This is a genomic window from Scytonema sp. PCC 10023, from assembly GCF_963920835.1.
Taxonomy (GTDB): domain Bacteria; phylum Cyanobacteriota; class Cyanobacteriia; order Cyanobacteriales; family Nostocaceae; genus Kalymmatonema.
The window spans coordinates 43,549-49,548 of record NZ_CAWUDP010000074.1 but is presented as its reverse complement, the minus strand read 5'-3'; the positions used below and the strand labels follow the sequence as shown (position 1 = coordinate 49,548).

Annotated in this window: 5 protein-coding genes; 3 read left to right on the top strand and 2 right to left on the bottom strand. The window is 44.2% G+C overall.

Features of this window, described 5'->3' with window-relative positions:
* The first annotated feature begins 112 nt into the window (after positions 1-112).
* Entirely contained in the window at positions 113-262 is a 150-nt protein-coding gene (locus ACM0OZ_RS34075; RefSeq protein WP_414587257.1) for a hypothetical protein, read from the top strand.
* 2 nt (positions 263-264) lie between these two features.
* The gene (locus tag ACM0OZ_RS34070) at positions 265-786 is read left to right on the top strand and encodes an RNA-guided endonuclease InsQ/TnpB family protein (RefSeq protein ID WP_414587261.1); all 522 of its coding nucleotides are present in this window, start codon (positions 265-267) and stop codon (positions 784-786) included.
* A gap of 583 nt (positions 787-1,369) precedes the next feature.
* Here the strand turns inward: ACM0OZ_RS34070 and ACM0OZ_RS34065 are convergent.
* Together ACM0OZ_RS34065 and ACM0OZ_RS34060 are read right to left on the bottom strand one after the other, a co-directional pair.
* A complete protein-coding gene (locus tag ACM0OZ_RS34065) occupies positions 1,370-3,151 on the bottom strand; it encodes a ShlB/FhaC/HecB family hemolysin secretion/activation protein (RefSeq protein ID WP_414587256.1) in 1,782 nt (593 codons plus the stop codon).
* 559 nt (positions 3,152-3,710) lie between these two features.
* Positions 3,711-4,517 carry a prohibitin family protein gene (locus ACM0OZ_RS34060; RefSeq protein ID WP_414587255.1) on the bottom strand — a complete coding sequence of 269 codons (807 nt, stop codon included), beginning with the start codon at positions 4,515-4,517 and terminating at the stop codon, positions 3,711-3,713.
* Between the two features lie 821 nt (positions 4,518-5,338).
* On the opposite strand from ACM0OZ_RS34060, the gene ACM0OZ_RS34055 reads away from it, so the two are divergent.
* The gene (locus tag ACM0OZ_RS34055; RefSeq protein ID WP_414587254.1) at positions 5,339-5,779 is read left to right on the top strand and encodes an RrF2 family transcriptional regulator; all 441 of its coding nucleotides are present in this window, start codon (positions 5,339-5,341) and stop codon (positions 5,777-5,779) included.
* The last annotated feature ends 221 nt before the right edge of the window (positions 5,780-6,000 follow it).

Genomic DNA, 6,000 nt, shown 5'->3' with positions numbered 1-6,000 from the left:
TTTTCTTTTAATTCTTTTATTCAGAATACCCGGAGAGTGACAGAAGAGGGATAAGACTGTCACTATCAGCAAGACTCCTACAGATAAGTACTTTGCTTCAATATTACTTGAGGTGGAAGGCGATTCCAGTCAATCATCTGATGGCAAGACATTGGGTATTGACTTAGGATTAAAAGATTTCGCCATTGTTCATGATGGAGAAGAAGTTACCAAACACTCAAATCCAAAACACCTGAAACGTCATGAGAAGAACCTGGCGTAAGGATTCAGAAGAAATTTGCTCGTAAGGTAAAAGGAAGTCATTCAAAAAACAAATACAAAAAACTAGTCGATTCGGTTTACGAACGAGTATCAAATTCCCGTCAGGACTTCCTACACAAATTAAGTAGGAAACTGGTAGATGAAAGCCAAATCATTGTTGTGGAGAATCTCCACTTTCTAGGAATGGTACGGAACCGGAAGCTATCAAAATCAATATCCGATGTGGGTTGGGGGATGTTTATTAATTTTCTAGACTACAAGTTGAAACTCAAAGACGGACAACTTGTAGAAATAGGAAGATTTTTCCCTAGTTCAAAAACGTGTTCATGCTGCAGTCATGTTCTTGATGAGTTAACACTTGACATCCGTGAATGGGATTGTCCCAAGTGTAATACTCATCATGACCGTGATGGTAATGCAGCACTGAACATCAGAAATGAAGGAATTCGGATATTATCTACGGGCGGAGGGAATCCCGTTCTTGCTGATGGAGGCTGTGTAAGACCACCTGCACGGTCTGAGTAAGGGGCAACGGTCTACGAAGTCAGAAGCCTACACCGTACCGCAAGGTCGGTGTAGGTAGTTCACGTTAGTCCACGCAGGCGGTGAGACCAGTGCTGTACCGTGTGCCTGCCCGCAGGGCGAATGAGGGTCTCCCAACAAGCGGCAACTGGCGTAAGCGCAAAGCGCACGCAATCATGCGTTCGCCGTAAGGCGTGCCGCAGGCATACGCGCAGCGTCTCCGTGCCTCCTCCGGAGGTCGCACGGTACAGGCGCAGCCGTGCCGCACCGCGAGGGAGATACCCGAAGGGACGAGCGTTTGTGTGCCCGTCAACTCCGCGACTGGAAGTCGCCTCAATTATTTTCTCTCCATCGTAGAAGAGCGGTAATATCAAGTTTGCTTAATCGCTTATAAATACCGAAGAACCCCACCCCGGTTTTGTCTTGCGCCAAACCTCCCCTCCCCGCTTGCGGGGAGGGGATTAAGGGGTGGGGTTAAATATCACGGAAATCATAACTAATTAACCGAACTTAATATCAGGAAGAGAAAAAGTTTTTTGGCTTTTGACTTTTGACTTTTGACTTTTGACTTTTGACTTTTAACTTTTTAAAAGGCATTAAAAATGATGGAAAAGTACAAACCGTTTTCCTGCCATGTGTCTTTATCCCCAGGGATGGAAATTATCGGAATACCCCAGTCCAAGCGGGCAGTCAGGCGGTTTTCTAATTGTAGGCGCAATCCTAAGCCTACAGAAACAAGTGTATTATTATCTAGCTCCGAACTCGGGCTGGTTTCTCTACCAGAACGGTTCCAGCCTGTGCCAACATCGAAAAAGGGGGTGACTTGTAAAACATTGTTGCCTTCAGAGAAGCGGACAATCGGAATTCGCACTTCGGCAGAAGCAAAGATGCCGTTATCTGTGAGTAAGGCATCTTGGCGGTAGCCTCGGACACTTTCTAAACCACCTAAACCAAATTGTTCAAATGGCACAAGTGCTCGATCTGCGAACTGCACATCTGCTCTTAGTAAGAGTAGGGTATCACGAGCCAACAGGCGCACCCACTGTGCTTGTCCTCTCCAAGCAAAGAAACTGTTGGAATCAAAAGCGTCAAGTCCGAAACTGAACTGAGAACGCAAGGCAAAAACTTGCTGACTATTGCGTTGCGTCCAGTCTTGAAAAAAACGCAAAGCGGTGACTTGCGTTTTTCCTTCTTCATCTGCGCCGAAAGCCGGAAAGGGAATTTCGCCATTGAGTAAACTGGCTTCGCTTTCCCGGCGAGTTGCACTCAAACCTAATGCCAATTCCTGAGTTGGAGATTGTATGATGGGCTGGCGTAGTGTGAGTTCATAGTAGCGAGAGTTAGACTGGATATCAAGCTCACTAAAGGGTCTTTCAATGACATCGCTGTCAGAAATTCCAAAGCTAAAGCTAACTGTGCCATTGCGGGGATTAAAGGGAACAGAGTAGCTAAAATCGAAGGTATTGCTGCCATCAGTATTGGTGTAAGCAGCGATGACGCTATCTCCCCATCCCAAGAGATTGGCTTCGCTGAGTTGGATTTGGCGGCGAAAACTCCCCACAGCAGGAGAACGTCCATTATCTAGGGCTATCTGTAGGTCAAAAGTGTCTGCTTCTGTGACTCGTATTTCTAGCAAACTCACCCCTGGACGCGAACCTGCGGAGAGTTCGGCTGACAGGTTTTCAATCAGGGGATTGAGTTGTAAAAGTTGCAATGCTTCCAGCAGGCGATCGCGATTTAAGGGTTTGCCTGTGGCTAGGGCAAGGCGGCTGCGCACATAGCCAGGATTCAGTCTGCGTGTGCCTGATACTTTGATGTCTTCCAGTTTACCCTCAACCACCTGGATTTGTACGACACCTCCCTGAAGCTTCTGCGGTGGGATAAAGGCTCCGGATGTGATGTATCCTTTGCTAACATACAAGTTAGAAATTTCTGTACGTACTTGGTAAAGTTCTGCAAGTGTTATCGGTCGTTTCGTGTAAGGTGCGGTGATTTTGGCAAAATCTTCACGACTAAAGACACTGCTGCCTGTGATTTCAAATTTTTCAACAGTGATGGTTTGGGGAGTTTCCTCAAATGGGGCTTGTTCGGGACTGGGGGGTGTTGTGGTGGGTGGAGGAAGTAACTCCTCTGGTGGCGGTAGGGGGGAGGGAGGTGCCTGTTCTGGCAGTTGCTGGTTAGAAGGCGGCTGGTTCTCCCGCCGTGGAGTGGTTTGAACAGGGATTTGGGCGTGCTGCTTAGATGCTTGCGTTGTATTAATGACTTGCGCTTGCAGTGGTTTTACTGCTATAGTACTCATGAGTGCAACCAAGCTCAAGCAATGCCAGTATTGGTAAATACTTAATTTTTCGCGAACTTTACTGGACATGACAAAACAACACAGGTATGAAATTTACCGTCGGTGCTTGAGCAACAAGGATGACATCACCGTTAACATCGACAATTTATCCTTGCCCTTCGACAATTTTAGGGGAATCTGGGTTTTTGGGCAAAAATTAGAACGATAATCGTTCTTTTGCGAGGAATTTCTAGAATTTGCGCGATTTTTCATCTGATTCTGATTTCCATTGCCAAAATTTCCTACTTCTGCTTGTTTCCTTGTCCTCGTAAAGGGGACTGGGGATTGGGGATTAGGGATTGGGGTAATGGTTCTCAAACGAAAAATTATAGACTGTAGGGTGGGCAGTGCCGAGTAAAACCTGATGAGCTGGACATAAGTTTAGGGCACTGCCCACCTTACAACTGGTAGAGGCTAGCTCGTAGTAAGCGCTTTAGCGCTAAAGCGCTTACTACCTAAATTATTTACACCGATCTACTTACCTTACAAGAGTTACAAACCGGTAGTGTAGAGACGAGAGGTGGCGCGTCTTTACTGCTGTCATTTTGCTGGGTTGTAAAACTTTCGGATCCGAGCGTTCGTACAGGGTTTACTGATAAGGTTTGAAAAATTCGCTCAAATTAAACAATGTTGGCTCACCTCTACCAAAAATTAACGGTAGCTTCCCATCCCATTTATCTAATGCTCGATTTTGCAAAATTTCTGGAGTTAAAGTTTCATGCAGCACCCTATGTGCTTCCGCCTCTCCTTTTGCCTGATTAACCTTTGCCTCTGCCTCTTTTGATGCTTTGAGTGCGACAAACCCTGCCCGTTTTGCTTCCTGTTCGGCAATTTGTTTAGCCTCTACTGCCTCATCAAATCTCTGAGAAAAGTGAACATGCACAAGGGAAACATCATCAATTGCTACATGATAATTTGCCAGTCGTGCAGTTAATACGTTATCTACTTCAGCTTTCACTTCTCCCCGTTTAGTAATTAATTCTTCAGCAGTATAATTTGCCATAACCGCCTTGAGAACTTCTTCAATTGCTGGATTGATAATTCGGTCTACAACGTTTTGTTCATCTCCTATTTGTTGAAAAATCGCATTTGCCTCATCTGGAATGATATGCCAGTTGAGCGCTACATCTGTGAAAATATCCTGTAAATCTTTGGAAGAAGCTTCAGCAGAAATATCCTGTTTTTGAACTCGAATGCTCAATTTCTTAACTGTATTAACGACAGGAATAATAACATGAATTCCTTCTCCTAATATCGTGTTTTGGACTTTTCCAAATTCCATCAACACTCCCCGTTCTCCAGCATTAACAACCACAAAAGGTGTAAGAAAAATAGTTATCAGGCATAAAAGTGCAGTGAGTTTACTAGCACCGTTAAAAGCTTTACTTTTTTTCATAACTGACTTGAAAAGGCAATGTTTTAATAGTGTTCAGTAAACAAGAGTTTAAGAAGACCGCAGAGTAGGAACGCAGAACTCAGCTTGATCACATAAACTTTTATGGGCAAGGAACACCTTACGATTTGTGGTCTAATCATAGAATAAGCGCTGGAAATGCCTGACAGTTTCATGGCAACATGGTGTCTGCTTTCTCAGAGTAGCAAAATATGACTTCTAAGTAAAATTACTCGATTAAGCAGAGATTTAAGGTAAATTTTTTGCACAATTAACATTCACTCAGATAAAATTTTAACTTGATTGTATGAAAGAGGAAAAAACTACAGTAAATTGGGGAAGATACCGTATTTCATAGTACATCAATAGGAGTATGTTATTGCCGCACTTGCAAACAAGTTTATCCAAGGCAAATCACAGACGAGTGCAAAGTCAGCCGACAACCGATACTTTGCTACCCAAACTTACAGCGCTTTTCATATGATTAGACCACAAATTGTAGGGTGGGCATTGCCCGTAAAAGCTCATGTGGTACACATTTGAGATATTGGTGAGCAATGCCCACCACCAAAGAAAACCGCTATAAGCAGCAAGCAAGGTCACAATGGCTTCAATACTATGTCGTAGGGGTCAGATCCCCGACTTCTTAAAGAAGTCGGGGATCTTGTAACCCAGAAGATCGCGGAAATTAGCCCCTCTTCTTAAGGAGGGTTGGGGGGATTAAGCCTTATCCGAACCGTATTGAGAGTGGCTTTCTGCTTATTTAAAGTTATACAAATCTGTTACGAAATCGTAATATTTGAAAAGCTGACGTTCTTCCCCAAATGATAGAAATTTCCTCTAAAATCAAATATTCTTTATTGGCGCTGCTACAGTTGGTTAAATGTTATGAGCAAGAAGAATTCTTGCAAATAGAGCAAATAGCATCTTCTCAGCAAATACCAGACCGCTATCTCGGACAACTTTTGATGCAACTGCGGCGATGTGGAATTGTCCGCAGTCAACGCGGAGTCAAAGGAGGTTATCAATTGGGCAAAGCACCTGACCAAATCACTATGTTGGAGATTTTGACTTGTCTGGAGGGTTCTGGTATCCAAGAACACAGGGATCAGAGGGAATCACCAACTATGGAAAATATGATGATCCAAGAAGTTTGGCAGGAAGCAGCAAAAGCAGCAATGGCAGTTTTTGGAGGTTATACCCTCAAGGATTTGTACGAGAAACAACAGGAGAGGAAACGGTTGAATCCCATGTATTATATTTAACTTAAAATGCTCAGATTCCCGACTTCTTCAAGAAGTCGGGAATCTTGTTGTTCACGTTCGTCGATTGCTGTCAACAATCACGTTCAAACGTTTATTGCACGTTGATTTACCCCACCCCTTGATCCCCTCCCCTTAACAAGGGGAGGGGCGGTTTTGGCGCAAGACAAAATCGGGGTGGGGTAAGGCGAGAATTGCGGGCAAGTATAAGGGCATGATGTAAG

What these genes read in the sequence shown, in the direction of transcription:
- ACM0OZ_RS34065 (WP_414587256.1), bottom strand. Translation starts at nt 3,151, where the DNA reads ATGTCCAGTAAAGTTCGCGAAAAATTAAGTATTTACCAATACTGGCAT.
- ACM0OZ_RS34060 (WP_414587255.1), bottom strand. Translation starts at nt 4,517, where the DNA reads ATGAAAAAAAGTAAAGCTTTTAACGGTGCTAGTAAACTCACTGCACTT.
- ACM0OZ_RS34055 (WP_414587254.1), top strand. Translation starts at nt 5,339, where the DNA reads ATGATAGAAATTTCCTCTAAAATCAAATATTCTTTATTGGCGCTGCTA.